This is a genomic window from Nocardia sp. NPDC004722, from assembly GCF_053601505.1.
This window is the reverse complement of record NZ_JBSGBY010000045.1, coordinates 1-23,567: the sequence shown is the minus strand read 5'-3', so window position 1 is coordinate 23,567 and position 23,567 is coordinate 1. Positions and strand designations below refer to the sequence as shown.

Genomic DNA, 23,567 nt, shown 5'->3' with positions numbered 1-23,567 from the left:
CGGCTCCAGCGCCGGATCCAGTTTCTGCAGTCCGGCCACCCATTCCACCGAATGGGTCTGCCAGCCGCCGTAGCCGAGCACGATATCGCCGGGATGCAGTCCGGGATCGGTGGATTCGACGACCCGTGACACCGTGCCACCGCACATGGTCTGGTCGACCTCGACCGGCGGGGCATAGGACGGCGCGTCGCTCATGCGGCCGCGCATGTACGGGTCCAGCGACAGATACAGCGTCTGCAACAGCGCCTGGCCCGGTTTCGGCGCCTCCAACTCGACGGTCTCGGTGCGGAAGTTCTGCTGCTCGGGCATGCCGATCGGGCGGGAGGCCAGGACTATGCGGGTCGACTTCATCGTCGGAACGACCTTTCTGTGGGCGATCCCTCCATTCTGGACATTGTGGACCGGTGTCAGGACGGTTCCGCTCGCCAGGTATCGAAACCGGCCATGATGTGATGGCGGACCACCGCCCACTCCGGCACCAGGCTGGTGGCGGCGGGCACCGAGGCGGTGAGCAGGATGCCCGCGATGGTGATGAGCGTGAGGCGCATCCACTCCCGCGCACCCGGCCGCTCGGCGAGCTCGCCGAGAATCTGCTGGGCGACCGAGAACACCGTGGCCTCCAGATGCTCGGCCAGATGCGCGACGGTGGTGGACATCTCGGGGTCGGTGCGGGCCGCGGCCAGGAATTCGAACCCCACGCTGACGGGCGCGACCTGGGCGAGCGTCCACAGCTCGTCGACCAGGACCCCGACCCGCTCCCGATCGGAACCCGTTACGGTGGAATAGGTTTCGACCACCGCCTCGGCCATGATGTCGGCGATGTGGCGGATCGCCGCGTCCAGCAGTTCGGCGCGGGTCGGATAGTAATGCTGCACCGCGCCCTGACTCACGCCCGCGCGCTCGGCGACACCGCGCGTGGTCGTCGCGGCATGCCCGAGCTCGACCAGGCTGGCGAGCGTGGCATCGAGGATCGCCACCCGGGTCTCCTCGCGCTGCTCGGCGCGGCTGCGACCGGTGTTGTCGCGCTTGCTGTTTCCCGTCGTGACCGGCACAGGCCCACGATACCGTTCCGGCAACGAACAAGTCACGCGACTTGTGAAGTCGGCCGACTGATCAATACGCTTGTCCCACAGTCGATATGCAATCACGACGAGGTGATCGACATGGCATCCGACGACACCCGAATCTGGCGCCGCGGCCCCGCCCCCACCCCCGCAGGCCCCGACGACTACGGCTATTTCGGCCCCGGCTCCCAAGTCTGGCGAGTCCTGCTGCACCCGGCGGTAACCCCCTTCCTCGCGCAGGTCACTGCCCTCCTCGAACTCCCGCACATCCCTTTGCAAGCGGTCCTTCTCGACCACGACCCACTAGCCGTCGAAGGCCGCGCGAAGCGCAACCTGAGCCCGCTCATGGCGGTCCGCCGAGCCCAACGCACCGTCGGCGTCCCCGTCCCGATCATCCTGGGCGACAAGCCCACCGCCGACCGCATCGCGGCCCACCTCCGCCGCTACCACCGCTCGATGACCGGCACCCTCCCCGGCACCGGCGAACCCTACGCCGCCCAAGGCCCCGAACTGGTGCTCTTCGCCCACGTCACGATCATGCAAGCCGCCCTCCTCTGCTACGAGCACCTCGCCTACGAAGGCCACCACCGCCCCCGCCGACTCGCCCCGGCGGACCGCGACCAATTCTGGCTGGAGGCAAAACAATTCGGCCTCCTGATGGGCGCGAACCCGTACGAAATCCCCACCACCTGCCAAGCCGTAGCCGACTACTACGCCCGAATCTCCCACCGCTACGGCGTGATCGAATCCTTCACCCCCGCAACCGCCCTGGCCCCCACCCTGGCCATGCTGCGCGGCTTCACCCCCACCCAACTCCCAGCCCTGACCCCACTCCTCCTGTCGGCCTTCCTGACTCCCCAACTGCTCGCCACCATCCCCCGCCCAGCCCGCCGCAACCTCGGCATCCCCGCCACCCTCGACCCCCTCCCTAACCCTGACCCGCCCAGCCCTACGCGCCTTCACCATCCGCCGCTTCGCCGAAGCCATCGAACGCCGAATCAGCGGCCCCGACGCAGTCGAACTAGCGACCCGCGCCCGGAGCCTGCAAGCGGCGGCATAGCGGCCCGAACCTGTGAATGCCGATCGTTCCCGGCGCGGGGATTGCCACCGCGTTGCATGATGGACACCTGAATCTCGCAGGAGAGAACAGCAATGCAGGCAAAGCTTCAAGTGCAGGGGACCGGCGACCTCTACGCCGAACTGGTGTCCCTCACTGATTGGTTGTTGCAGGAGCCCGAGCTGCGCGGCGGCGTGGAGAGCGAGCCGCCCGATGTCGCACCCGACGAGATGGGCGGGCTCGAAGACGTCCTGGTGGTTGCCCTCGGCGGAGGCGGCGCGGTCACCGTACTTGTTCGCTCAATCGTCACCTGGCTGCAGATCCGGGGATCCGAAATCAGCGTCCTCATGACGGACGCCAGCGGTGGAAGCCTCGTGCTCGACGCGACCGGCGCGGCCGCAGTCAAGGCAGCTGAAATGTTTGGCGGCTCTGGGAAATAGCAAAGGAAAGAGCGTGCGGCTGCCGAGTGGGAGTCGATCTCGGGTGGTCTTGATCGGCACCAGCCGATACGAGGACGACAAGCTGCCGGATCTTCCTGCCGTCATCCACAATATCGAGGATTTCGCCTCGGTATTGACCAGTGAATCCGGAGCGGGGATTCCTGCCCGGCATCTGGTGTCGTTCGTGGACGCGACTGATCCACGCCCGATCATGGCCGCCTTGCGTGCCGCCGCCCTCGAGGCGCGAGACCTGCTGGCCGTCTATTACACCGGCCACGGCGTCCTGGACCGGCGTAGCCATCTCTTTCTCAGCCTGCCGGACACTGAGCGTGGGGCGTACCGCTGGACTGCCTTGGACATCAGCGATATTCGCGAGCTGATGGCCGAATCTGGTGCCGCCAACAAGGTTCTGATCCTCGACTGCTGCTTCTCCGGCCGCGCGTTTGAGGCAATGGGTGACGACGATGCCGCCTCTGCTGCCGCCACCCAGGTCGAGATCAGCGGAACCTATACGATCGCCTCTTCCGCCGCTAACACCTCATCCCAAGCACCTGCTGGCGAAAGATACACGGCATTCACCGGAGCCCTACTTGGTTTGTTGCGCAGCGGCGTTCCCGACGGTCCCGAATTACTCACCCTTGATGACATCTTCACCAACATGCAGAGGCTCCTCAAGGCCCGAGGGATGCCTGCACCGCAGCGCCGTGGCGTCAACAACGCGGGCGACCTTGCCTTGGTTCGCAATTCTTTCCAAGACGGCGATGCCCACCCCCAGTCCCCGATACCACGAGACTTTCTGGCGAAAGGGGATGCCGCCCAACAACACGGCGATCTGGCCGAGGCGGAACGGTGGTATCGCCTCGCCGCCGACAACGGCAGCGACGACGGTAGAAACGCGATCGGTTGGCTACTGTGTCAGCGCGGCCAACTCGGCGAAGCAGAGCAATGGTTCCGTCTCGGAGCCGAATCAGGGCACGCACTGAGCATGAACAATCTGGCCACGGTGCTCGAACGACGGGGTGCGGAAAGCGAAGCAGAACAATGGTATCGGCATTCGGCGGCCGCCGGAGATACCCACGGGATGAGCAATCTGGGCTTCCTTCTGTTGCGACGTGGACAGCTATCCGATGCCGAACGGTGGTTTCGCAAATCCGCCGAATCCGGGAACCCATCAGGACTGACGAATCTGGGTGTGATTGTCTGGCGTGCAGGCGATTCAGCGCAAGCAGAGCACCTGTTCAGGCTCGCGGCCGAGACCCGCACCGAGTGTCGAATGGCGAACTGCGGGTGGCCGGTCGCGGAGGGAGGCGCGCTCGGCCATCCGGATCGTTGGTTCCACAGAGCTTCTGCAGCGGGTAAGGCGTTGGGCGCGGCCAACCTGGGAGCGATGCTCGATTACCAGGGGCGATTACCCGAGGCCGAGCTGTGGCTCCGACGAGCGGCCGCCGTTGGCGTTGGGATCGCCATGTTCAACCTCGGCAGGCTCCTGGAACGCCGAAACAGCCCGCAGGAAGCAGAGCAATGGGTTCGCTGTGCGGCCGAATGCGGTACTGAGCTTGCCTGGACGAAATTGGGCTGGATGCTGGACCAGCGTGGAGAATTGGGCGAGGCCGAACATTGGTACCGGCTTGCCGCCCAACATGGGGAAGCCCAGGGCACGAATAATCTCGGTTCGCTACTCGAACGTCGCGGAGAACTCGGTCAAGCCGAGCGCTGGTACCGCGTGGCCGCCGAAGCCGGCAACGCCCAAGCCATGAACAACTTGGGCTGCCTACTGGAAAAGCGAGGCGACAAACCCGAAGCCCTCCACTGGTACCGTCGCGGAGCTGAGGGCGGCGACACCGATGCCCGAGGCAATGCGTACAGATTGGCGCGCGGATAGAAATACTCTGTTGGGCGGCCGGGATCCGGTGAAGACGCGAAATACACTGGTCGACAATCGATCTCGTTCCTGGTGTGCAGAGGAGCTGCCTTGCGATCACAACGGGACAGTGGCAGTGGGAGCCGGGAGATGAGCGAGCTTCTCGATGCGATCAGGAAAGCCGTCGGTGAGGGTGTGGTCGACGAGTCCGCGCTTTCGGATATCGATGATCGGTAGACCGGTCAGAGACCTGCGATGGCCAAAGCCTCGGCGTTCGACATGCCTGAGTGTTTCGCGAGCAGCAGCCTCGCCCGCACTTCGCTCGGCGTGCGGGGTCGGTAGCCGGGCCCGGTGTCGCAGCAGCCGCCGTAGAAGTTCAATCCGGAATCGAGGACGGCTTCGAGGGCGCGCCAGCCTGCGCGGTCGGATTTTCTGGGGACCGCGAGATCCGGTCCGGCGTCGATGAATACGCCCTGGCACCGGGGGCAGTGGCTGGGGCCCTGGCCGATGGCGGATTTGTGGGATACCCGGCACGGAAGACACACCAGGTGTGTTCGGCTCGGGTAGATGCACATTCGCGCAGCGTACGTTTCGCCACCGCATCGAGTCGACCGATTACCCGGCATGTCGCTGAAGTGCGGGTTCTGGTCGGCGAGCGAGTCGTAAATGGTATACGCCTCAGTAGTATTCGAGATGGCCGTGAGTTTGTTCGTCGATGTCGACAACGCAGATCAGGTCGCGGCCGCTCGCCAGATCTGTAAAGAAGCCCTGCACACTCGGGTTGCAGCGTTCACCGTGATTGGCGGGGCCGATGACGGGTACTGAGAGTACCCACGTGGCGTAGGGTCGCCCGGCGTTTGCGCATGCCACCGGGGTGTGATCGCTGGTGAATCCATGGTGGTCGACATCCGGATTGCAGGTTGCACCCTCTACCGGTTCGGCTCCAGCCTCCGGCACTGCGAGCACACCGATGCCGGTTGCCGTGAGAGCGATCCAGGCGATGGCGACGGCCTTCCGCATTGTCTCTCCTGCTGCGGATTTGCTGGTTTCAGTTCTCAAAGTCATCTGATCCGCTGTGCGCAGTCTTCGAAGTCCGCGCCGGTGATGAAGCAGTCGTAGAGGCCGCTCTGGATGTCTCCGTTGGTGGGCGGTTCGCCGCACAGGATTCCGCAGAGCTGGTAGTTCGGGACATAGGAGCCATCGGGCCAGCGACATGCGTTGGCGTCGCACGTGTATCGCCTCGAGTTCGGGTCGCGAGGGATTGGTGTCCGACTGTAGGACCAGACGAAGGCATCCGTGGACTGGACCTGGGTGCAGTACACGGTGCGACCGGTGGCCAGTTGCCCGACTGCGCCGTGATCAGCGCAGTATCGGTTCAGTACCGCCGTGGGTGACGCGGCGGCGGGAGCGGCTGACACGACGATCGACAGCGCCGGAGCGAGGAGTGTCGCTGCCATCGCGCCGAGCATCCGGAATCGCAATGAGCTGCGAGCGGGCCGATCCATCGAAGAACTCCTCGGACTGTCATACATCTCGTGAACGTCGTGCAGAACCTCGAAAAATCCTACAGGGGAATGGGATTCGTTCCTGTGTACGTCCACGTGATGACAGATCAGGTGACAGATACGACTGCCGAACCGAATGCCGTCGCCGAACTGTGGGGGCGCGGCCACTGAGACCCGTATCGCGGCTTGGCTTCTCGCGCGCAGCGGGGTTGCCGCCGCACGCGAGAGGACTCAGCGGGCGCTACCTGCCAGCCAGTCGTCCCAGCTGAGGGTCCAGTCGCCGTTCTGCCAGACCTGTAGCGGGGCGCCGCCCGTGTTGTGGACTTCGACGACGTCGCCGGGTTGGGCGAAGTTGAAGAACCATTGGGCGTTGTCGGCGTTGAGGTTGAGGCAGCCGTGGGAGGTGTCGGTGTTGCCCTGGGCCCAGACCGTGGAATCGAGTTGGTGGAGGTAGATGCCGTCGGTGCTGATGCGGGTGGCCCAGCCGATGGCCTCCTTGTAGCCGAGGCGGGAGTTCACCGGGAGGCCGTAGGTGGAGGAGTCCATGATGACCGGGTTGGCCTTGTCCATGACCGTGTAGGTGCCGGGCATGGTCCAGAAGGTGAAGGTCTTGCCCGCGATGGTTTCGCTGCCGCCGCGGCCCATGGAGGTGGGCATGGTGCGGATCAGCTGACCGTTCTCGAAGACCTGCACCTGGTGGGTGTTGTCATCGGCGATCGACACGTGGGACGGGCCGATGACGAAATTGGCCTTGGAGTCCTCCTGGCCGAACAGGCCGTTGCCGACCTCGATGCCGTAGAGGTTGGCCGCCACGTTCACCTTGGTGCCGGACTTCCAGTAGTCCTTGGGCCGCCAGTGCGCGTTGCGGTTGTCCATCCAGTACCAGGCACCCTCCACCGGCGGATCGGTGGTGACGACCAGTCGCTTCTGGGCCGCGGCCCGGTCGGGGATGTCCTCGTCGAAATGCGCGACGATGACCATGCCCACGCCGTAGCTGTTGCCGTCCACGATGGCCTGACCGCCGGTGGTGTTGAGATACACCTTGGTCTGGTTCTTCGGCGTGATGGTCGTGAACGTGGAGGTGACCGGTCCGGTCAGACCCGTCACATCCTCGCCCGACGCCTTCAGCGTGTAGGTGCGCCCGTAGCCGAGCTGCTCGTTCGGCTTCCACGCCGTCTTGTCCGGCGTGAAGGTGCCGTCGATGGCCTTGCCGTCCTCATTGGTGAGGCTGACATCGGTGAGCACGCCGCTGGAGGTGCTCACCTCGACCGGAGCCGACGGATCGACCTTGTCCGCCCCCTGCGCGGGCTTGACGGTGATGGACTGCGCGACCGGAGTGCGCGGACCGACCGTTCCCCCCGGAAGGTTCGACGAGCATGCCGTCGCCACCAGAACGAGCGCCACTAAAACGCTCTTGGCGGCGTTCGTCCGAAAACGGCGGGGTGGCATTGGCTCTCCCTCCTGTAATCGCCGTGCGCCGCACTGCTGCACAGCATCTTGTTACTGCCCAGCGTAGTAGATTACCCTCCGTTTTCGATCTTCCAGCGCCAGGTCGGGCTGACGAAATCACAACGTTGTGAGACCCGCGCACGACACGCCGTCGCGCTGTGGTCATTTCAGCGTTTGTTCTTTGATAGCGAGCTGCTGTTGACCCTTCTGATAGGTGACTTCGCGGATCCCGAGCGCCTGATGCAGCTGCCCCGCCGGTAGCGTCACCGGCTTGGGCGCGGGCCCGTCACCGGGCTTGGGCAGCGGATACGCGGTGGTGGTGCCGCTGTAGAAGGTGACATTGCCCTCGGTCTTGGTGAACAGTTGGTGCACATGGCCGTTGAGACAGGTCACCGAGGAGAACCGCTTCATGTAACTGAGCGCTTGGGTGGCATCGTCTGTGCCCCAGCCCCATTGGGGATACATGGCGAACAGCGGGATGTGACTGAACACGATCAGGGGTGTGTCACTGGACAATCCGGCCACATCCTTCTGGATGAAATCCAGCTGATCCTGCCCGAGATGTCCGAGGTTCTTCAGATTCAGCGTATTGACCAGTCCGATCACGTGCACGCCCGCGATATCGAAGCTGTACCAGCCGTCGCCGCGCGTCCCGCCACCGAAGGTGGACCGATACCGCGACCCGCCGTCATCGCTCGAATCATGTTCTCCCGGAACGGTGAACACGTGCGGGGTCTTGAACCCCTGCATCATCTGCTTGCACTGATCGAACTGTTCCTGGCTGGCCAGATGGGTCAGATCACCGGTGTGGATCACGAAATCCGGTTCGTAGCCCAGCGAATTCACCTGCGAGATCGCCTCGGTGAAGGTGTCGGTCACACTCGTGTTGGCGGTGCCGGTGAAACCGATGTGACTGTCGCTGACCTGCGCGAACCGCAGCGTCGGCCGTTCCGGGGCGGCGAGGGCGGTGCCCGCCACGTGCGAGACCACCTCACCGCCCACCACCGCCAGGCCCACCGCCGCACCGAACCACGCGCTGTGGCGCATGAGCTGGCGGCGGGTCATCTTCTGCGGGTCGTGGGCCTCGTCGTCGTAGCTCATTGGGTCACCACCACGGTCGCGTGCATGAACGGATGAATCGAGCAGACATAGGCGAAGCTGCCCGCTTTGGTGAAGGTGAAGGTGTACGTCGCACCCGTGCCCAGCGTCGGCGAGCGGAAGCTGCCGTCGTTGGCCACCACGGTGTGCGGTTCCTCGTCCTTGTTGGTCCAGGTCACCGTGGTACCGGTCTTCACGGTCAGGGAGCTGGGCCCGAAGGCGAAGTTGTCGATATTGACAGCATTCGGGCCGGCCGGTGCCGCCGCTGCGGCGGACGTACTCGGCATGGACATGCCGGGCATACCGGTCGGCCCGCTGCCGTCCGGCACCATGCCGGGCGTAGCGGTGCCGGAAGCGAAAGTGAAACCGGGGGCGGCATTGTCGGGGGCTTTGCCGCCACCGCTGGAACTACACGCGCTCGCCGTCAGCAGGGCTGCCGCGGCGACGCTGACGGCGATTGCGATGCGCCGTGGCTTGCGGGTGGGTCTCATGGGTGTCCGGGCCTCCATCTCGGATGAGTCCGTTCGCTGCTGCGAACCGGTCATCTTTAGATAGGGGCGGGGGTTACACGAGCCGGAAACCTCTGTCCGCGAACGGTTTACACCGTCACGCGGGCTCGGTCGGCGCGAAAACCTCGATGGTGCCGTTGTTCTCGCGCACCTGAACCGTCGGCAACGGCGCAGGTGCGACGGGCAACTGGTGCGCCACCACCTGACCTTCGATCGAGAACGAGGTCGAGTGGCAGGGGCAGCGCAACCGCTCGGCCGGTGCATCCAGCCACAACTTGCAGCCCTGATGGGTGCACACGCCGGAAACCGCGACCGGGTTCCCCTTGTCGCGGCGCACGAATCCGTTCACGGTGCCGACATCGAAGGCGATCGTCGACCCCTCCGGCAGATCCGTGGACCGCGCGATCGGCAGCCACGCGCCCGTGTTCGGGGCCAGCGGGGCCTGCTGCGCGGCGGGCGGGGAACCGGTCTGGCCGTGGCCGATCAGCGTGCGGTCCACCACCGCGCCGACCGTCGCGGCGGCCGCGGCGGCGGAGGTGCCGATGAGCAGATTGCGGCGGCGATACCCGTTGGCGGGCCGCAATTCCGTGGGCTGTTCGTCCAGTTCGGCGGCGAGCTTGCGTTGCAGGCCGCTGAGGAACTCCTCGCTGGGCGCGTCACTGCCCAGCCGGGCGGAGCGCAGCTCGATGGCCGTGCGCATCTCCTCGGCCTCGACCTCGTCGGGCCGGAAACCGGTCGCCTGCTTCCCGGCCAGTAGCTCGTCGACGAAACGCCGCACTTCCCGCCCGCTCACCGCACACCTCCCTCGTTCAACTGGGACGCCATCTGCAACGCCCGATGCTGCAACACCTTCGCATTGGCCACCGTCACGCCGAGGCTCGCCGCCGCCTCCTTCACCGAAAGCCCTTGCAGGAATCTCAGTTCCAGAATGCTCCGATACCGGTCCGGGAGCTCGGCCAGCACCGCCTTGGCGCGGGCCTCCGCCCCGGAGTCGGGCAGTTCCTCGGGTGGATCATCGGCGATATCGCCGTCGATGGTGGTGATCTCCCGGCCCATGCGCGCCTTCCAGTGCGCGGCCAGCACGGTGCGCGCGGTGGTACGCAGATAGGCCCGCACCTCGGGGACGCTGGCCGTGATGCGCAGCGGTTTGAGGGCGGCCATGAACACCTCGGTGGTCAGATCCTCGGCGTCGGGCCGGTTGCCGACCTTGCCGAACATCAATGCGTACACCCAGGTGACATTGTCCTTGTACACCGCTTCCCAGCTGGCGTAGCTGTCACCGGACACCAGCCGCAACTCCCGACCCGAGCCAGCACTCGTGACCGGCTGCGTCCGGCGCTCGGATTCGACCCGTCGCACCATGAACCGCCGCTTTCTGCATCCACCGGAAACATCGACGCGTGTTCACGTCTGTCAGTAGATAGCGGAAGGGGTTACAGCGGGCAGGTTTCGACGGTTTCCGGCACAGATCGTCCCGGAGTGATCTTTCGATCACTCCGGGACGAGGGGCTCAGGGCCAGGTCAGCGGGCGGTGGCGAGCAGCTCGCCGCGCAGCACGGCACCCACGGTCTTGGCGGCCACGACGGCCCAGGCGGCGACCAGCAGGGCGTAGAGGCCGACCGCGGTGACGGCGAACAGATCCGCGCCGGTGTGCTGGAACAGGGCGGTGCTGCCGGTGACGCAGCAGCCGACGGGGAAGGTGAAGCCCCACCAGGTCATGTTGAAGGGCATCGACTTGCGGGCGTGCCAGGTGACCGACACGGCCAGCGCCAGCCACAGCATCGCGAAACCCCAGGTGGGGATGCCGAACAGGAGCGAGAACAGCTGGAACCCCGAGGCATCGGTCGAATTCAGCGCGCTGGGAGCCACATTGGCGAGTGCACCGGCGGCGGTGACGCCCTGCCCCAGGGGGCCCAGCACCAGCCACACGGTCGCGACCATGCCGACGGGAGGCAGGCCGTGGTGCAGCAGTCGCGACCAGATCAGGGTGGTGGTGACGAAGGCGGCGATCAGGCTCAGGCCGAACATGGCCAGACAGGCCACGAACATGGTCAGGCGCAGCTGTCCGGCGGGGGTGTGGGGAACCAGCAGAGCGCCGAGGGCGGCCGAGACCATGGGCGGAACCACGGGCATCAGCCAGCCGCCGAAGGCGGAATCGGGATCGAAGTTGTGGCGGGTGATCATCCGGTAGGGGATGCTGGCGGCGGTTCCGAGGCCGATCACGGTGCCGACCGACCAGAGCACCCAGTCGACGGCCACGGCGGCGGACAGTCCGATGACGTCCTTGCCCAGCAGCAGGGTGCCCGCGCCGACGGTCATGAGGGCCATGGGCAGCGCGCCGTAGAACTGCATCATCACGGGGTTCCGCCCATGGGCGCGAGCCTCTTCGGGGTAGCGCCGCCAGTGCAGCAGCCAGGCTCCGGCGAGCACGACCAGCAGTCCGGCGGCCAGCGCCCAGATGACGGTGGCGGCGGGCCGCAGGGCGGGGAACTGGGCGGGCAGGGTGGCGGCGGCATTGGCGACGATGCCGGTGCCCATGACCACCGCGAACCAGTTGGGGGCCAGGTGACGCAGCGGCTCCCGACCCGCGACGGCGGTCGCGGACGCCTGCCGAGCGGCGGCGGGTGCGGCTTCTACGGTCCGGCGGAAGGTCACTGTGGTCATGTATCCACCCTCTGTCAGGCGGACTTTCCCCGGTAGCGGCCATGATTCGATGGATGCATAGAACGGTTCTATGGGGTTCGGAAATCGCGATAACGACAATTCGTAGTAGAGCATTGCCGCGTCTATATGTAGTAGATATGCTACATACGATCGTCGACCCACAACGGGAGGGAAACCATGACAGTGGGTGAGGGCGTGGTTCTCGAGGTCGAGAAGCTGCGCATGCGGTACGGCACCACCGATGTCCTGCACGATGTGTCGTTCCAGGCGCGTCGCGGTGAGGTGCTGGTCCTGCTCGGGCCCAACGGTGCGGGCAAGACCACCACCATCGAGATCCTGGAGGGGTTCCGGACTCGCTCGGCGGGGGAGGTTTCGGTGCTCGGCATCGATCCGGCCCATGGCGACGAGCAGTGGCGGGCCCGCGTCGGGGTGGTGTTGCAGTCGTGGCGCGACCACGGCAAATGGCGGGTTCGCGAACTTCTCACCTACCTCGGCTCGTTCTATGCCCCCTACGGCACCGAGAACGTCCGACGGCCTTGGGACGCAGACGAACTCATCGACCTGGTCGGGCTGACCGGCCAGGCGAACGCCAAGATCGCGGCCTTGTCCGGCGGCCAGCGCCGCCGCATGGACGTGGCCATCGGCATCGTCGGCCGCCCCGAGATCCTGTTCCTCGACGAGCCGACCGCGGGCTTCGATCCGCAGGCGCGGCGCGAATTCCACGATCTGGTGCACCGTCTCGCCGACGACCAGCAGACCACTGTGCTGCTGACCACCCACGATCTGGACGAGGCGGAGAAGCTCGCCGACCGGATTCTCATCCTGGCGGGCGGGCGCATCATCGCGAACGGCTCGCCGGATGAGCTGACCCGGCGTGTCGCCACCGAGTCGGAGGTGCGCTGGACCGTGGACGGGCAACGATTTGTCGACACCACCGCCGAGTCGACCAAGTTCGTCCACGAGTTGTTCAAGCAACACGGCGATCGGGTCGGCGAACTGGAGGTACGCCGCGCGTCGTTGGAGGACACCTACATTTCGCTGGTTCGCCGCTGCGAATCCGGCGAGGAACAGGCCGCAGTGCACACGCTGGAGGAGATCACGCTATGAGTCCGACGCTGGTCGCGATCCGCGCGGGAGTCGCCCGCGCCGGGATCGAACTGCGCCAATCCTTCACCAACGCCACCGATCTGATCAATCTGTTCTTCTTCCCGATCCTGATCCTGGTCGCGCTGTACTTCCTGCGCGACGGGTCCTTCCATCAGACCGGGTTGAAACTCGGCGCGCTGGCGTTGCCCGGCGTGCTCGGCAGCATGATCGTGTTCAACGGCCTGTACGCGACCGCGAACTACCTGGTCGTCGATCGCGAGGACGGAACCCTGTTGCGCGCCAAGGCGACCCCCAACGGCATGGTGGCCTTCTTCATCGGCAAGCTCGGCCTGACCGCCGGTCTCGTGCTGGTGCAGATGGTGTTCCTGCTGGCGGTCGGTGGAGTGATCGTCGGCGGGCTGTCCTTCCACGGCATCGGCCGCTGGCTCACGTTGGCCTGGGTGATCGGTCTCGGTCTGCTGGCGGTGCTGTCGTTGGGCGCGGTGCTCGGCGCGATCCTGGAGGGCCCGCGCGCCACCTTCTTCCTGACCCTGCCGCTGGCCGCCCTGGTCGGTGTCTCGGGCATCTACTATCCGATCACCGCCCTGCCCGGCTGGCTGCAAGGACTGGCGCAGGTGTTCCCGATGTACTGGGTGGGACTCGGTATGCGCTCGGCCCTGCTGCCCGCCGATTCGGTGGCGATCGAGATCGACGGATCCTGGCGGCACCTGGAAACCGCTGCGGTACTGGGTGGTTGGGCGATACTCGGGCTGCTGATCGCGCCGGGCGTGCTGCGCCGCATGGCCCGGCACGAATCCGGGTCGAAGGTGGCGAGCCGCCGCGAGAAGGCGCTGCAGAGTGCCTACTGAGGTCATCTACAACCGCATCGCGATGCTGCGCGCCGAGCGCGGCATCTCGCGGCGGGAACTGGCCGAAGCGCTGGGCGTGCACTATCAGACGGTCGGCTACCTGGAGCGCGGGGAGTACAGCCCGAGCCTGCATCTCGCTTTGCGGCTGGCGGCCTACTTCGAGGTGAGCGTGGAGGTCATCTTCTCCACCACACCGTTCCCGCGCCTGGGGTCGGCGGGCGAATCCGCCTGAGGCGCAAGGCTATCCGGCGGTCGGCGGGGCCGACTTGCGCAGGACCTCGAGGAAGGCGCGCATCCATCGCGGATGATCGGGCCAGGCGCGGCCGGTCACCAGATTGCCGTCGATGTGGTCGGGGCTGTCGACCCAGGTGGCCCCGGCCGCACGGATATCCGGTTCCAGCGCCGGGTAGCCGCTGGAGGTGCGGTCGTGCAGGACACCGGCGGCGGCCAGGATGAGCGGCCCGTGGCAGAGGGCGGCGAGGGGTTTGTCGGAGTCGGTGAAGTGCCGGACGATGCGGCGGCAGTCCTCGTCGTTGCGCAGGTACTCGGGGGCGCGACCGCCGGGGATGACCAGGGCCGCGTAGGCCGTGGGGTCGACCTCGGAGAAGGCGAGATCGGCAGGCCAGGTGCGGCCGAGCTTTTCGGTGTAGGTGTCGAAGCCCTCGACGAAGTCGTGGACCACGAACTGGAGCTTCTTGGCTGTCGGGGCCGCGATATCGACCTCGTACCCCTCTTCCAGCAACCGCTGGTAGGGGTACATGACCTCCAGGTCTTCCGCGGCGTCACCGGTGATCACGAGCACCTTAGTCATGGCGCACCTCCCAGGAGATGGTATCGGGATGCTCTGTGCGCCAGCGGGTTTTCCGGAGGTACCGGCGGGACTTCGCGTCAGCCGACCGAGGAGGCGCGCCGCTCGGCGGGCACCGCCCGCAGGTGCCGCACCAGGCCCAGATCGGTGGGTTGCGCGCGGCGGCTGTCGTAGCGTTCCAGCACCGCCGCCAATTCCGGTGACCAGCGCGCGAATTCGGCCCGGATCGGGCCGTCGGTGTCGAGCTGGCACACCACGCCCAGGGCGGTGAGGAACGAGCGCGCGAACGGCGTGAAGTAGGCGGGCATGTCGAGCTGGCGATTCACATTCGACAGCCGCGGCGCCAGCGCCGAGCGGACATGGCCGCGCAGCCACGCGGTACACAGCCGGAACGTCGGCGCGGTCAACGGTTCACCGGCCGCCTCGAGCCCCTCGGCCAGGGCCTCGACGTCGAAGCCGCGCCCGGGCCGCACGAAGCGGTGCCGCCGGATCGCGGTATCCAATTCCGCTGTGCCGCCGTTCAACGCGGCCTCCATCACCTCGCCGACCAGCTGCTCGAATCCCGGGGGCGGCCAGGGCGTGCAGGCCCCGAAATCCACCACGCCCAGCCGCCCGTCCGGGAGCACCCGGAAGTTGCCCGGGTGCGGGTCGCAGTACAACAGTCCGGTGCGCGACCACGAGGACAGGAGGAATCGGATGATGAGCATGCCGACCCGGCTGCGTTCCTCGGGCGCGCCGGATTCGATGATCCGGGAAACCGGTGTGCCGTGGAGCCATTCGGTCACGATGACGTCGCCGCGCTGGGTGAGCACGTTCGGCACCACGAAGTCGGGGTCGTCGGCGTAGGCCTGTGCGAAGCGGCGCTGATGCTCGGCCTCGGCGGCGTAGTCGAGTTCCTCGGTGACGCAGGTGCAGATGGCCTCGGTCACGGCGGACACGTCCGCGCCGGGCGCGAACACGGTGGCCAGCACCGAGATCCGGCGCAGCTGTTCGAGATCGGCGAGCACGGCCTGGCGCGCGCCGGGATACATCAGCTTCACCGCGACCTGGCGGCCGTCGCGCCACACCGCGCGATGCACCTGCCCGATCGAGGCGGCCGCCGCGCGCCGATCGTCGAATTCGGTGAAATGCCACCGCCAGTTCTCACCCAGCCCCGCGGCCACGGCCTCGTGCACGGTGGCGGGCAGCATGGTCGGCGCGGAATCCTGCAGCTGGGTCAGCGCGGTCCGATACGGTGCGGCGAGTTCGGAGGGCAGGGCCAGTTCGTAGAGCGAGAGCAGCTGCCCGAGCTTGACGGCACAGCCCTTCAACTCGCCGAGCACCTCGAAAATATGCTGGGCGGTACGCAGTTGGATATCGCGATTGACCTCGGCCGCCGATTTCCCCAGCGCTCGTTTACCCACCCCGGCGGCCTGGCGACCGGCGAAAGCGACTGGCAGACTGGCGATCCTGGCATTGCGGACGGCGGCGCGCACCGGCGGGCGGCCCCCGTCTCCCTCTTGGCGTCCACCGATTCGCCGAATCGACATTGCTCACCTCGTCGTGTGCGCGGCATACGGCCCCTGCTGGATACTGCCCGGCTGCCGTACGTTTCCACGATACGTGGCGATCGTCATAGCCGAATCCGGGTTCGCGGGCGCGTATGCACGTGCAGTTTGGCACATGACAGCTTAAACTGTCTGGGACGTATCCGATAGTTGTCGAAAGGTGACAGGATGGGTGCCCAGACGGTGGTCGCCGATGTCGCGGACGAACTCGCCCGCCGTGTCGTGACCGGGGAGCTCGCCCCGGGCGATCTGATGCCGTCGGTCCGCCAGGTCGCCGAGGAATTCGAGATGAATCGCGCCACGGCGCAATTGGTCCTGGGCCGGTTGGAGTCCTACGGCTTCGTCGACGCGCATCGCGGTCGTGGTTTCACGGTGCGGGATGTGCGCCGGGCCGGGGGAGTGGACGTGTACCGCAGGCTGTTCCGGCTGTCGATGTCCACACCCGAGGTGGCCGCGGAGATGTTCGGCAATATCGTGGCGGCCGAACGCGCCATCGTGCTCGAGGCCCTGCTCGACTACACCGCCGGTGAGCACTCCGTCGAGGCCGCGGTGCTGACCGCCGCGGTCGACGAGCTGGAGGCCGAGGCGCGCAGTGCCGAACCCGATCACGCCCGGATGCTCGAGCTCGAGGTCGATCTGGTGCGCACGGTGCTCACCGAGCTCGGCCACACCATGCAGCGCGCGGTGCTGAACTCGGTGGGGGAGATGCTGTTCGAGGTGCCGGAGGCGGTCGAGGCGTATTTCGCGGTGTCTCCCGATCTGCACGTGCTGGTATGGCGTGCGCTGCTGGCGGTGTGGGAGTCGGAGACCGGGCCCTCCCAGGCGCAGTTGGCGCTGTTCGAGGATCTGTTCGCCATGTATCACACCAAGGTGCTGGCCCGATTCGACGAATTGCTCGGCCTCGACACCGATTCCGAGGACCAGCGGCACAGCGCGACCGCTTGATTCCTGTGCTTCGTGCTGCGGCACACACTGATTGACTGATTGTCTCAGACAATTTAAGTTCGGAGTGTCCCGCTGGCACGTACGGAAATCGAGGCACCCCATGGCAGGCAAGAGGCGAACCGGTCTGGCCCGATCCGCGAAACTGGCCGCCCTGCCCATGGGCATCATGGCCCGCCGCCTCACCGCCACCGGCAAGGCCATCATGATCGGCGCGGAACGCGGCAGCGTCGACGAGGCCCTCCTCGAGAAGGCCGCCGACGAGGTCTTCCGGGTGCTCGGCGAACTCAAGGGCGGCGCCATGAAACTCGGCCAGGCGCTCAGCGTCGCCGAGGCCGCGGTGCCGCCGCAGTTCGCCGACCGCTACCGGGACGCGCTGACCCGCCTGCAGAATCAGGCCCCGCCCATGCCCACCCACCAGGCGCACCGGGTCCTGGACGAGCAACTGGGCACCCGCTGGCGCGAGCGCTTCACCGAATTCGAGGACCAGCCGGTGGCGGCGGCCAGCATCGGCCAGGTGCATCGCGCGGTGTGGAAGGACGGCCGCGTCGTCGCGGTGAAGATCCAATACCCCGGCGCGGACGTGGCTTTGATGTCGGATCTCAAACTGTTGCGCATGCTCACCGGCACCTTCGGCGTCTTCATGCCGGGGGTGGACATGAAGGCGCTCATCGACGAATTCATCGCCCGCACCGCCGACGAGCTCGACTATCGCATCGAGGCCGACCACCAGCGCACCTTCGCGCGCGCCTTCGCCGACGACCCGCGGTTCTTCGTGCCGAAGGTCATCGCCAGCGCCCCGAAGGTGATGGTCACCGAGTGGATGGACGCCATCCCGCTCAATCGCATCATCGCCGAAGGCACGCCGGAGCAACGCGATCGGGCCGGACTGCTGCTGGCGGAATTCGCGCTGAGCAGCCCGCAGCGCGTGGGGCAGCTGCACTGCGATCCGCATCCGGGCAACTATCAGCTGCTGCCCGACGGCCGCCTCGGCATCATCGATTTCGGCGCCACCATCGCCCTGCCCGACGGCCTGCCGCCGGTGGTCGGCGAACTGGCTCGCCACGCCATGGCCGAGGACTACGACCTGCTGCTGGAGACCTTGCGCGCCAACGGGTTCGTGCGCCCCGGTCACGAGCTCGATCTGGATCCGGTCACGAACGTGGTCGCGCCGATCGTCGCCGAGCTCGGCGGACCCACCGTGCGCATCAGTCGCCGCATGCTGCAGGAGCACATGACCCGTGCGGTGGACGTGCGGAACATGTCGATCAACAACACCTTCGCGGTCCGGACCCCGCCGGAGCTGCCCGACCTGGTGATGCTGGGCCGGGTGCTGGGCGGGATCATCGGGGTCTGCGCGCAATTGGACGCCGAGGGCCCGTTCGTGGGGCTGGTGCGGCAGTGGCTGCCCGGGTACGCCGTGGAGGGCGAGGCGGCCTAGCTCGTCGGGGGATGCGCGGCCGCGCCGGTCATCCCGCCATCATGGCGGCGGTGACCAGCGCGGTGATCACCGTGATGGCCATGACGACCAGGATCACCCGGGCGCCGCGGGTCGGTGGCTCGGCGGGCGGCTGATCGATACTCACATCATCTCCTCAGGGGAATCGGGGGTGCTGGAGGGTCATCGTATTCGGGCGGCTCCCAATACGTTTGGAGTCCGCGACGTTGGGGCATTATCTCGGCCGCTTCCCGGGCCACGCCGAGGAAACCGGGGTGGTCGATGACGAATCGTGCGACGCGCTCTACCTCGGGTCCGCTGATGACCCGCATGAGGGTGCGGGCGGTGCGGGGGAAGGCCCGCGTCAGCACGTGGGCCAGCCACGATTCCGGTCGCAGCGCCAGCAGCGCGCGATCGGATTCGGCGGCCGCCACGATCTTCTCGCCCGCGCGATCCGGATGCATGCCGATCAGGCTCATGCCCTTGACCACGATCTGCCGCGCGATGGCGACCTGTTCGGGGCTGAGGGTGGCCAGGGTCGCGGTGGCCGCCAGATTGGTGGCGATCAGGCCGGGGCACACCACGGTCACCCCGATGCGCTCGGAAGCCAGTTCGGTGCGCAGGGTTTCGCTGAAGTGCTTGATCCCGGCCGAGGTGAACGCGTAGGGGGTGCCCAGCCGGATCGGGGCGAAGGCGGCCATGGAGGAGATATTGACCAGGTGCCCGCCGCGACCGCGCTCGGCCATCTGCGCGCCGAAGAGCTTGCAGCCGTGCACGATCGCGGTCAGGTTGACCTCGGCGATGCGGTGCAGGTCCGCGGGGCGGATGTCGAAGAACGGTCCGCCGACCACGATTCCGGCATTGTTGACCACCACGTCGGGGACGCCGTGCGCGGCGGCGACGTACTCGGCGAAGGCTTCCAGGGCGAGCGGATCGCCCACGTCGAGGGCGTAGGGCACGGCCGCGCCGCCGGCCGAACGGATCAGCGCCACCGTGTCTTTGGCGGTCGCGTAATTGATGTCGGCGACCACGACTTCGGCGCCGCGGGCCGCCAGGGCCTTGGCGGTGCCGCGTCCTATGCCGCTGCCCGCGCCGGTCACCACGGCGATCTCGGGGTGCAGTGGTCTTGGTGAGTGAAATGGTCTCCGCATTCTGCTCCTCGGGTGGAGACAGTAGAGTATATGCTGTCTGGGACAGTGTGTGCCACCGGTGCTGGGGCCACGGCAGCGGAAAGGGGGAACCACCCATGACGGGCTTCGACAACGAGGTTGTCGTCATCACCGGCGCCGGGGCCGGAATCGGCCGTGCGGTGGCGCAGCGCTTCGCGCGCAAGAGAGCCGTGGTCATCGTCGCGGATCTCGATAAGGACCGGGCGGTCCAGACCGCCGAGAGCATCACCGAATTCGGCGGGGACGCCACGCCGTTCGCGGTGGACGTGGCCGACGCACCGGCCATGGAGAGCTTCGCCGAGGACGTGCACGCCGAATTCGGCATCCCTCGCGTCTTGGTCAACAATGCCGGATACACCACGGCCGGACCGTTTCTCGAGCACACCCTCGAGGACTGGGAGCGGCTGATGGGCGTCAACGTCTGGGGACTTGTGCACGGCTGCACGTACTTCGGGCGGCAGATGGTGGAATCCGGTCGCGGCGGCCGCATCATCAATGTCACCTCGGTGGCCGCCTACACCCCCATTCCGCTCAGCACCCCGTACTGCGCCACCATGGCCGCCGCGCAGATGCTCACCGAGGGACTGCGATTGGAGTTCGCCGGGACCGGGGTGGGCGTCACCGCCGTCTGCCCGGCCCTGGTGCACACCGGCCTCTACGAGGACGCCGACGCCGATGCCGAGGACACCGCGGCGGCCGCGCGCACGCTGAGCGTCTCCGCGCTCGCGCAGCGGTTCATCGCGCACGGTCCCGACAGCATCGCGCGCACCATCGTCCGGGTGGCGGCCCGCAATCCGGCCGTGGTGCCGACCCCCATCGAGGCCCGCGCGCTCTACCTCGCCACCCGGGTGTCGCCGGGCGGCGCGCGCCTCGCCGCGCGGATCTTCAAGCCGGACAGGCTCACCGGCCTGCGCGCCCGGGTCACCGGCCGCGGGGTGCTGACCAGCATGGACGACTACCTGGCCCGGAAACTCGAGCGCTTCGAGGAGCGGTAGAACGTTCGAGGGTCAGTAGCGGCCGAACAGGACGGCGGCATTGTGGCCGCCGAATCCGAACGAGTTGTTCATGGCGAATTCGACATCGGTGTGGCGCGGCTTGGTGTGCACCACGTCCAGATCGACCTCGGGGTCCTGGTTCTCCAGGTTCAGCGTCGGCGGAATCACCTGGTCGCGCAGCGTCAGCACGGAGATGATGGCCTCCAGCGCGCCGACCGCGCCCACCGAGTGCCCGAGCGCGGATTTGGGCGCGTACACCGAGGGGTGATTGCCGATGGCGGCGGCAATGCCCTTGGCCTCGGCCAGATCTCCGATGCTGGTGCCGGTGGCGTGGGCGTTGACGTGATCGACCTCGGCGGCCGCGACTCCGGCCGATTCCAATGCCCGACGCATGGCCCGCGCGCAGCCCAGGCCCTCCGGGTCGGGGGCGACCATGTGGTAGCCGTCGGCGGTGAGCCCGGCCCCGAGCAGCCGGGCCAGCGGCTTGGCTCCGCGCGCCAGCGCGTGCTCCTCGGATTCGACCAGCAGCAGCGCGGCCGCCTCGCCGAAGACGAATCCGTCGCGGTCGCGGTCGAAGGGCCGCGACGCGCGTTCGGGCTCGTCGAGCCGGGTGCTGAGGGCGCGCGCCATCGAGAATCCGGCGATGGCAACCGGATTGATGTAGCCCTCCACGCCCCCGGCCACCACCATGTCGGCCTCGCCGAGCACGATAGACCGCCAGGCGTGCACCAGCGCCTCGTTGCCGGACGCACACGCCGAGACCGGCGTCACCAGGCTGGCGCGCGCCCCGAGCTCCAGCCCGACCACGCCGGAGACGCCATTGGGCATGGACATCGGCACCGCGAACGGTGACACCTTGCGATACCCGTGATCGCGCATGGCGTCGTTGGCGTCGACGATGGTGTCCGCGCCGCCGAGCCCGGTGCCGATGCACACGCCGAGCCGATCCTTGTCGACCTCCGGACCGCCCGCGGTGGCCCAGAGACGTTTGCCCATCACATACGACATCTGCTGCACGTAACACATGCGGCGCTTCTTGATCCGGTCCAGCTCGTCGGTGGGATCCGCCGCGAGTTTGCCGCCGATGGTGACCGGCAGCGCGAGCCTGGTCAATTCCGGGTCGGTGAGGGTGGCGATGCCGCTGGCCCCCGCCAGCAGGCCCTGCCAGGTGCCTTCCGTATCGGGCGCGATCGACGTGGTCATCTCGACGGCGGTCACCACGACGGAGCGGAATCCGCCGTTGCGGGTGGAAAAATCTGCCAGGCTATTCACTTTTCGTATCCTTTTCCAGCAATCGGCAAGTCCTGCAGAACATTCGCGAGCTGCTGCGAGGCTAGCCCGAGAATCCCATTGCGGCAGTCCGACACTCAGATGCGCGCCGCCAAACCCTTGATGCCGATCGCCATAAAGGGCCGCACGAACGGCGCTGCCCAGCGCAGTGGCAGGAACGATCCGATGCGGGGGCTGAAGGCGATGGTCCAGGTCAGTGTGGTCGCGCCCGCGTGCTCGGCGAGCCGGTAATCCTGGGCGAACGCGTTGATCAGGAAGGGAATCGAAATTCTTGTACCCGTAACCGCGAGTCGCGTGTTCTGTGTCAGGGTGACGATCTTTTCCTCGCAGGCGAACAGCGTCCCGTCGAAGCTGCGCGAAGCGCCCTCGCGACGATAGTCATCTCGATACCGAATGCCGTTGACGAAGGGAATCCAGGAGAAGGTGCCATTGAGTTGCAGGGCATCCCAGACTTTGTGTGCCGGATAGGGGAATTCGCGCCGGGCGGTCACGGTGAAGGCGGCATCGGTGAGAAACCCGTCGAGTTGCGCGGCGGTCAGCGGGTTCACCGAGAAGCCGCCACCGGCGAGCACCCCCTTCGCCCAGCCGCGCAGAATCAGTGCGGCGATACCGGCTCCGATGCCGCCGAGCACGATGATCACTGCCGCGATAATGATGATGGTGAGCATTGCTGAGACCCCTTCCCCTAAATTGTCCCAGACAGAATACGTCAGTAGTCGTTGGACGTCTCCAGATGGACGTAGAGATCCGAGGAACGGTCGGTGCGGGTGAGCAGGATCCGCTGCGTCGGGGCGGAGTTGTCGAGCAACAGCTCCCGGGCCGCGCAGTCCAGTCCCGCCGGATGCCACTTCATCTGGTCGCAGGCCACCGGGTAGGGTCGGCGGGGAAATCCCCGGTAGGAGCCCGCCATCACCCGATCGTGCCCGTCGAATGCGGTGGCGGGGCCGGTGAACCGGCCGTCGAAGACCGAGTCGAAGCCGAAGTCCTCCCGGTCCCGGGTCAATATCACCAGGTGATAGTCGGCGGGCACGTCGATATCGAAGTCCCGCAACACACTCCGCGCTCGATCCTCGCCTAGCTGCCCGGTCCAGTGGCCGTAGAAGTTCTCCTTCAGGTACCACGGAATCGGCGTCAGCAGCAGCCCCACGACCAGGGCCAGCGCCCAGGTGCGCAGCGTCCGGGCGCGGTCGGGAGTGCGTGCGGCGTCCACGAACAGCAGTCCCGCGATGGCCAGCACCCCGAGCGCGCCCGCCAACGCCCCGAGCTCGGTCGGCAACGGATGTGGTTGCCGCACAATCCAGTCCGTGATCGCCGAAGTGGTGAACGACATCAGCCAAAACGCGACGAACCAGCCGACCGGTATGGCCTTCGTGGCCAGCTGCCAGAACGACTCCACAGGGCGCGGCCGCCGATCGTCACCATGCCTGCTCATCCACGTGAAGGCGCGCACCAGGATCAGCGCCGGAGCCAGAAACGTGCTCAGCGGCACGGCGATCCAGCCGAAGACGATGCCGGTCCCGACTTCCCGGACCGGCCGGGGAAACACCGGCAGGATCAACGCCGTCGGCACGATGAGACCCATCAGCGCGAGCGCGCCACCGGGGCACCCGGTGACCACCCATACCTCGAGCCCGAACGCCGTCACCAGGCACACGGCGAAAGTGACCGCGCTGTAAGGAATTCTCGACACCGGCTTCTCCGGCGCGACGCAGCTGTCCTCGGCCGTGTTCGTCACGGTCCCCCCGCTCCGCCGGTGACCCGACCGGCGTTTCCGAC

25 protein-coding genes and 1 pseudogene are annotated in these 23,567 nt (G+C 66.9%); 10 read left to right on the top strand and 16 right to left on the bottom strand.

Going from position 1 to position 23,567, the window contains the following annotated elements:
* Positions 1-351, bottom strand: a pseudogene (locus ACWELQ_RS07670) (NADP-dependent oxidoreductase); the annotation flags it as partial.
* A 56-nt stretch (positions 352-407) separates the two neighbouring features.
* Positions 408-1,052, bottom strand: a complete 645-nt coding sequence (locus tag ACWELQ_RS07665; RefSeq protein ID WP_452396230.1) for a TetR/AcrR family transcriptional regulator — start codon at positions 1,050-1,052, stop codon at positions 408-410.
* Positions 1,053-1,163: 111 nt separating this feature from the next.
* Here ACWELQ_RS07665 and ACWELQ_RS07660 point away from each other — a divergent pair, with 111 nt between their 5' ends.
* The 3 genes from ACWELQ_RS07660 to ACWELQ_RS07650 are packed head-to-tail and all read left to right on the top strand — an operon-like array spanning position 1,164 to position 4,443.
* Positions 1,164-2,195 (top strand): oxygenase MpaB family protein, encoded by a 1,032-nt coding sequence (locus tag ACWELQ_RS07660; protein WP_452396229.1) that lies wholly within the window; start codon positions 1,164-1,166, stop codon positions 2,193-2,195.
* A gap of 21 nt (positions 2,196-2,216) precedes the next feature.
* A complete protein-coding gene (locus tag ACWELQ_RS07655) occupies positions 2,217-2,561 on the top strand; it encodes an effector-associated constant component EACC1 (protein ID WP_452396228.1) in 345 nt (114 codons plus the stop codon).
* Positions 2,562-2,604: 43 nt separating this feature from the next.
* The gene (locus ACWELQ_RS07650) at positions 2,605-4,443 is read left to right on the top strand and encodes a caspase, EACC1-associated type (RefSeq protein ID WP_452396227.1); all 1,839 of its coding nucleotides are present in this window, start codon (positions 2,605-2,607) and stop codon (positions 4,441-4,443) included.
* Positions 4,444-5,100: 657 nt separating this feature from the next.
* On the opposite strand, the gene ACWELQ_RS07645 is transcribed toward ACWELQ_RS07650, so the two are convergent.
* Positions 5,101-5,442, bottom strand: coding sequence for a hypothetical protein (locus tag ACWELQ_RS07645; protein ID WP_452396226.1), 342 nt, complete (start codon positions 5,440-5,442; stop codon positions 5,101-5,103).
* 41 nt (positions 5,443-5,483) lie between these two features.
* On the bottom strand, positions 5,484-5,879 hold the full coding sequence (locus ACWELQ_RS07640; RefSeq protein ID WP_452396225.1) for a hypothetical protein: 396 nt from the start codon (positions 5,877-5,879) through the stop codon (positions 5,484-5,486).
* A gap of 78 nt (positions 5,880-5,957) precedes the next feature.
* On the opposite strand from ACWELQ_RS07640, the gene ACWELQ_RS07635 reads away from it, so the two are divergent.
* Positions 5,958-6,098, top strand: a complete 141-nt coding sequence (locus ACWELQ_RS07635) for a hypothetical protein (RefSeq protein ID WP_452396224.1) — start codon at positions 5,958-5,960, stop codon at positions 6,096-6,098.
* A 60-nt stretch (positions 6,099-6,158) separates the two neighbouring features.
* Here the strand turns inward: ACWELQ_RS07635 and ACWELQ_RS07630 are convergent, their stop codons facing one another.
* From ACWELQ_RS07630 to ACWELQ_RS07605, 6 genes are all read right to left on the bottom strand, one after another.
* A complete protein-coding gene (locus tag ACWELQ_RS07630; protein ID WP_452396223.1) occupies positions 6,159-7,376 on the bottom strand; it encodes a L,D-transpeptidase in 1,218 nt (405 codons plus the stop codon).
* 162 nt (positions 7,377-7,538) lie between these two features.
* Complete coding sequence (locus tag ACWELQ_RS07625) at positions 7,539-8,477, bottom strand: metallophosphoesterase family protein (protein WP_452396222.1); 939 nt, start codon at positions 8,475-8,477, stop codon at positions 7,539-7,541.
* Positions 8,474-8,965 (bottom strand): cupredoxin domain-containing protein, encoded by a 492-nt coding sequence (locus ACWELQ_RS07620; RefSeq protein ID WP_452396221.1) that lies wholly within the window; start codon positions 8,963-8,965, stop codon positions 8,474-8,476. Before ACWELQ_RS07620 ends, ACWELQ_RS07625 begins: the two co-directional genes overlap by 4 nt.
* A gap of 115 nt (positions 8,966-9,080) precedes the next feature.
* Positions 9,081-9,776, bottom strand: coding sequence for a Rieske (2Fe-2S) protein (locus ACWELQ_RS07615; protein ID WP_452396220.1), 696 nt, complete (start codon positions 9,774-9,776; stop codon positions 9,081-9,083).
* The gene (locus ACWELQ_RS07610) at positions 9,773-10,345 is read right to left on the bottom strand and encodes an RNA polymerase sigma factor (protein WP_452396219.1); all 573 of its coding nucleotides are present in this window, start codon (positions 10,343-10,345) and stop codon (positions 9,773-9,775) included. The genes ACWELQ_RS07615 and ACWELQ_RS07610 overlap by 4 nt, the downstream gene beginning before the upstream one ends.
* 159 nt (positions 10,346-10,504) lie before the next feature.
* Positions 10,505-11,647, bottom strand: coding sequence for a TDT family transporter (locus ACWELQ_RS07605; RefSeq protein ID WP_452396218.1), 1,143 nt, complete (start codon positions 11,645-11,647; stop codon positions 10,505-10,507).
* A 177-nt stretch (positions 11,648-11,824) separates the two neighbouring features.
* Between ACWELQ_RS07605 and ACWELQ_RS07600 the strand changes: the two genes are divergently transcribed.
* From ACWELQ_RS07600 to ACWELQ_RS07590, 3 genes are read left to right on the top strand one after another with little or no spacing between them, the layout of a single operon-like run.
* On the top strand, positions 11,825-12,754 hold the full coding sequence (locus tag ACWELQ_RS07600) for an ABC transporter ATP-binding protein (RefSeq protein WP_452396217.1): 930 nt from the start codon (positions 11,825-11,827) through the stop codon (positions 12,752-12,754).
* On the top strand, positions 12,751-13,602 hold the full coding sequence (locus ACWELQ_RS07595; protein WP_452396216.1) for an ABC transporter permease: 852 nt from the start codon (positions 12,751-12,753) through the stop codon (positions 13,600-13,602). Before ACWELQ_RS07600 ends, ACWELQ_RS07595 begins: the two co-directional genes overlap by 4 nt.
* The gene (locus tag ACWELQ_RS07590; protein ID WP_452396215.1) at positions 13,592-13,834 is read left to right on the top strand and encodes a helix-turn-helix transcriptional regulator; all 243 of its coding nucleotides are present in this window, start codon (positions 13,592-13,594) and stop codon (positions 13,832-13,834) included. Before ACWELQ_RS07595 ends, ACWELQ_RS07590 begins: the two co-directional genes overlap by 11 nt.
* A 9-nt stretch (positions 13,835-13,843) precedes the next feature.
* On the opposite strand, the gene ACWELQ_RS07585 is transcribed toward ACWELQ_RS07590, so the two are convergent.
* Positions 13,844-14,413, bottom strand: coding sequence for a DJ-1/PfpI family protein (locus ACWELQ_RS07585; protein WP_452396214.1), 570 nt, complete (start codon positions 14,411-14,413; stop codon positions 13,844-13,846).
* A 77-nt stretch (positions 14,414-14,490) separates the two neighbouring features.
* The gene (locus ACWELQ_RS07580; protein WP_452396213.1) at positions 14,491-15,939 is read right to left on the bottom strand and encodes an ABC1 kinase family protein; all 1,449 of its coding nucleotides are present in this window, start codon (positions 15,937-15,939) and stop codon (positions 14,491-14,493) included.
* Between the two features lie 186 nt (positions 15,940-16,125).
* Between ACWELQ_RS07580 and ACWELQ_RS07575 the strand changes: the two genes are divergently transcribed.
* Together ACWELQ_RS07575 and ACWELQ_RS07570 are read left to right on the top strand one after the other, a co-directional pair.
* A complete protein-coding gene (locus ACWELQ_RS07575; RefSeq protein ID WP_452396212.1) occupies positions 16,126-16,902 on the top strand; it encodes a GntR family transcriptional regulator in 777 nt (258 codons plus the stop codon).
* Positions 16,903-17,002: 100 nt separating this feature from the next.
* Positions 17,003-18,340, top strand: a complete 1,338-nt coding sequence (locus tag ACWELQ_RS07570) for an ABC1 kinase family protein (RefSeq protein ID WP_452396211.1) — start codon at positions 17,003-17,005, stop codon at positions 18,338-18,340.
* Positions 18,341-18,486: 146 nt separating this feature from the next.
* On the opposite strand, the gene ACWELQ_RS07565 is transcribed toward ACWELQ_RS07570, so the two are convergent.
* The gene (locus tag ACWELQ_RS07565) at positions 18,487-19,488 is read right to left on the bottom strand and encodes an SDR family NAD(P)-dependent oxidoreductase (protein ID WP_452396210.1); all 1,002 of its coding nucleotides are present in this window, start codon (positions 19,486-19,488) and stop codon (positions 18,487-18,489) included.
* A gap of 95 nt (positions 19,489-19,583) precedes the next feature.
* Between ACWELQ_RS07565 and ACWELQ_RS07560 the strand changes: the two genes are divergently transcribed.
* A complete protein-coding gene (locus ACWELQ_RS07560) occupies positions 19,584-20,501 on the top strand; it encodes an SDR family NAD(P)-dependent oxidoreductase (protein WP_452396209.1) in 918 nt (305 codons plus the stop codon).
* Positions 20,502-20,513: 12 nt separating this feature from the next.
* On the opposite strand, the gene ACWELQ_RS07555 is transcribed toward ACWELQ_RS07560, so the two are convergent.
* The 3 genes from ACWELQ_RS07555 to ACWELQ_RS07545 all read right to left on the bottom strand — a co-directional run bounded on the left by ACWELQ_RS07555 (position 20,514) and on the right by ACWELQ_RS07545 (position 23,526).
* Positions 20,514-21,764, bottom strand: coding sequence for a KasA/KasB family beta-ketoacyl-ACP synthase (locus ACWELQ_RS07555; RefSeq protein WP_452396231.1), 1,251 nt, complete (start codon positions 21,762-21,764; stop codon positions 20,514-20,516).
* Positions 21,765-21,868: 104 nt separating this feature from the next.
* Entirely contained in the window at positions 21,869-22,459 is a 591-nt protein-coding gene (locus tag ACWELQ_RS07550) for an SRPBCC family protein (protein ID WP_452396208.1), read from the bottom strand.
* Positions 22,460-22,500: 41 nt separating this feature from the next.
* Positions 22,501-23,526 (bottom strand): hypothetical protein, encoded by a 1,026-nt coding sequence (locus tag ACWELQ_RS07545; RefSeq protein WP_452396207.1) that lies wholly within the window; start codon positions 23,524-23,526, stop codon positions 22,501-22,503.
* Positions 23,527-23,567: the final 41 nt, after the last annotated feature.